The organism is Paenibacillus sp. J31TS4 (assembly GCF_018403265.1).
Lineage (GTDB): Bacteria > Bacillota > Bacilli > Paenibacillales > NBRC-103111 > J31TS4.
In genome coordinates this window covers 1-2,521 of sequence record NZ_BOSI01000015.1, presented here as the reverse complement: position 1 = coordinate 2,521, position 2,521 = coordinate 1, and the positions used below count along the sequence as shown (strand labels likewise).

The following is a 2,521-nucleotide window of genomic DNA, read 5'->3' as shown; positions in this document are numbered from 1 at the left end:
GATGCGCGGATTTGCCTACGCACCAGCCTTACTGCTTGGACAGACGCTTCCATCCGTCTGCAACTCTACCCTTCTGCGTCACCCCATTGCTCATAACGGTTCACGGTGGTACAGGAATTTCAACCTGTTGTCCTTCGACTACGCCTTTCGGCCTCGCCTTAGGTCCCGACTTACCCTGAGCGGACGAGCCTTCCTCAGGAACCCTTAGGTTTTCGGCGGACTGGATTCTCACCAGTCTTTTCGTTACTCATACCGGCATTCTCACTTGTATAGTGTCCAGCGCTCCTTACGGTACACCTTCAACCTCTATACAACGCTCCCCTACCAGAGTATCACAAGGATACAATCCATAGCTTCGGTGGTGTGTTTAGCCCCGTTACATTTTCGGCGCAGAGTCACTCGACCAGTGAGCTATTACGCACTCTTTAAATGGTGGCTGCTTCTAAGCCAACATCCTGGTTGTCTTTGCAACTCCACATCCTTTCCCACTTAACACACACTTGGGGACCTTAGCTGATGGTCTGGGCTGTTTCCCTCTCGACGATGGATCTTAGCACTCACCGTCTGACTCCCGGGGTCCAAGTACGTGGCATTCGGAGTTTGACTGGACTTGGTAACCCTTGGCGGGCCCCGCACCCAATCAGTGCTCTACCTCCACAACTTATGCCTCCGAGGCTAGCCCTAAAGCTATTTCGGGGAGAACCAGCTATCTCCGAGTTCGATTGGAATTTCTCCGCTACCCCCACCTCATCCCCGAATTTTTCAACATTCGTGGGTTCGGGCCTCCAGTGCGTGTTACCGCACCTTCACCCTGGACAGGGGTAGATCACACGGTTTCGGGTCTACGCCCACGTACTGATTCGCCCTATTCAGACTCGCTTTCGCTGCGGCTCCGCTTCTTCAGCTTAACCTTGCACGTGAACGTAACTCGCCGGTTCATTCTACAAAAGGCACGCCATCACCCATTTAACGGGCTCTGACTTCTTGTAAGCACACGGTTTCAGGTTCTATTTCACTCCGCTCCCGCGGTTCTTTTCACCTTTCCCTCACGGTACTGCTTCGCTATCGGTCGCTAGGTAGTATTTAGCCTTAGCAGATGGTCCTGCCAGATTCCCACGGGGTTTCACGTGCCCCGCGGTACTCGGGATCCGTCTAGGCTCTCGCTCACTTTCGGCTACAGGGCTTTTACCTTGTCCCGCCGGCCTTTCCAGACCAGTTCACCTAATGAGCTGCTGCCACATTGACGTCCCACGACCCCTGCCGACAAGTCGACAGGTTTAGGCTGTTCCGCGTTCGCTCGCCGCTACTGACGGAATCACTATTGTTTTCTCTTCCTCAGGGTACTTAGATGTTTCAGTTCCCCTGGTCTGCCTCTGCCGCACCTATGAATTCAGTGCGGAGTACGTACCCATTACGATACGTGGGTTCCCCCATTCGGACATCCCCGGATCAAAGCCCGCTTACGGCTCCCCGAGGCATTTCGTTGTTCGCCACGTCCTTCTTCGGCTCCTAGCGCCTAGGCATCCTCCGTGTGCTCTTAGTAGCTTAACCTACTAATCCGCGATACGTAGTATCGTCGGAAATCCGCGATGCGTTAGCATCGTGGTTTACCTTCAACTAAAGGATGTTTCTTGCTTCGCTATCTAGTTTTCAAGGAACAAAGATTTTTGCTTCAGCAAAATATCTAACCTCAGATATTCACTTTAGCAACCACGCCGTTTTTAGCGGCGAGATCTATCTTACCATGTTTCCGACCTACTTGGCAAGCATTATTTTGTGGTAATGGTTGCTAAGTAATTCGTTTTTGGTGGAGCCAAGGAGGATCGAACTCCTGACCTCCTGCTTGCAAGGCAGGCGCTCTCCCAGCTGAGCTATGGCCCCATAACTTCCCCAAAAAGTGACGAGATCCTTCGCAGCTGATTCCGAGTACTTTTTGAGGGCCCCGGAGTCTTTGAAAGCCTGTCCTTTTGGAGTATGCAATTGGTGGGCCCTAGTGGACTCGAACCACCGACCTCACCCTTATCAGGGGTGCGCTCTAACCAGCTGAGCTAAGGGCCCTCAGAGTTTTGCGCTAGCAAAACTAACTTCGTAAGCGTTACAGAGTTTTGCGTCAACAAAACTAACTTCGTAAGCGTTACATGATCCCCAGGAAGTGACGTGATGCTCTGAAGCTTAACCCGATTACTTTCCGGGGGCCCCATTCAAAACGTCTACGTCTTCTGCAGATAAAAGGATAAATCATCCCGCTTGGCAACGTCCTACTCTCCCGGAACCCTTCGGTTCAAGTACCATCGGCGCTGGAGGGCTTAACGGTCGTGTTCGAGATGGGTACGCGTGGTTCCCCTCCGCCATTATTACCAAACGGAATGCTATTTAGTTGAAAGGCATGCACCTTTCAAAACTGAACACGAGTGAGTAACAAACCGATATTTGTATCGCATCTCACCGATGCGGATACTCCATAGAAAGGAGGTGATCCAGCCGCACCTTCCGATACGGCTACCTTGTTACGACTTCACCC

At 52.0% G+C, this 2,521-nt stretch carries 2 tRNA genes and 3 rRNA genes; all 5 read right to left on the bottom strand.

From position 1 onward, the window contains the following. Positions 1-1,551, bottom strand: a 23S ribosomal RNA gene (locus KJS47_RS23740); the annotation flags it as partial. A 254-nt stretch (positions 1,552-1,805) separates the two neighbouring features. After that, positions 1,806-1,881, bottom strand: a tRNA-Ala gene (locus KJS47_RS23735). 100 nt (positions 1,882-1,981) lie between these two features. Further along, positions 1,982-2,058, bottom strand: a tRNA-Ile gene (locus tag KJS47_RS23730). Positions 2,059-2,245: 187 nt separating this feature from the next. After that, a 5S ribosomal RNA gene (gene rrf, locus KJS47_RS23725) occupies positions 2,246-2,362 on the bottom strand. 103 nt (positions 2,363-2,465) lie between these two features. Next, a 16S ribosomal RNA gene (locus tag KJS47_RS23720) occupies positions 2,466-2,521 on the bottom strand; the annotation flags it as partial.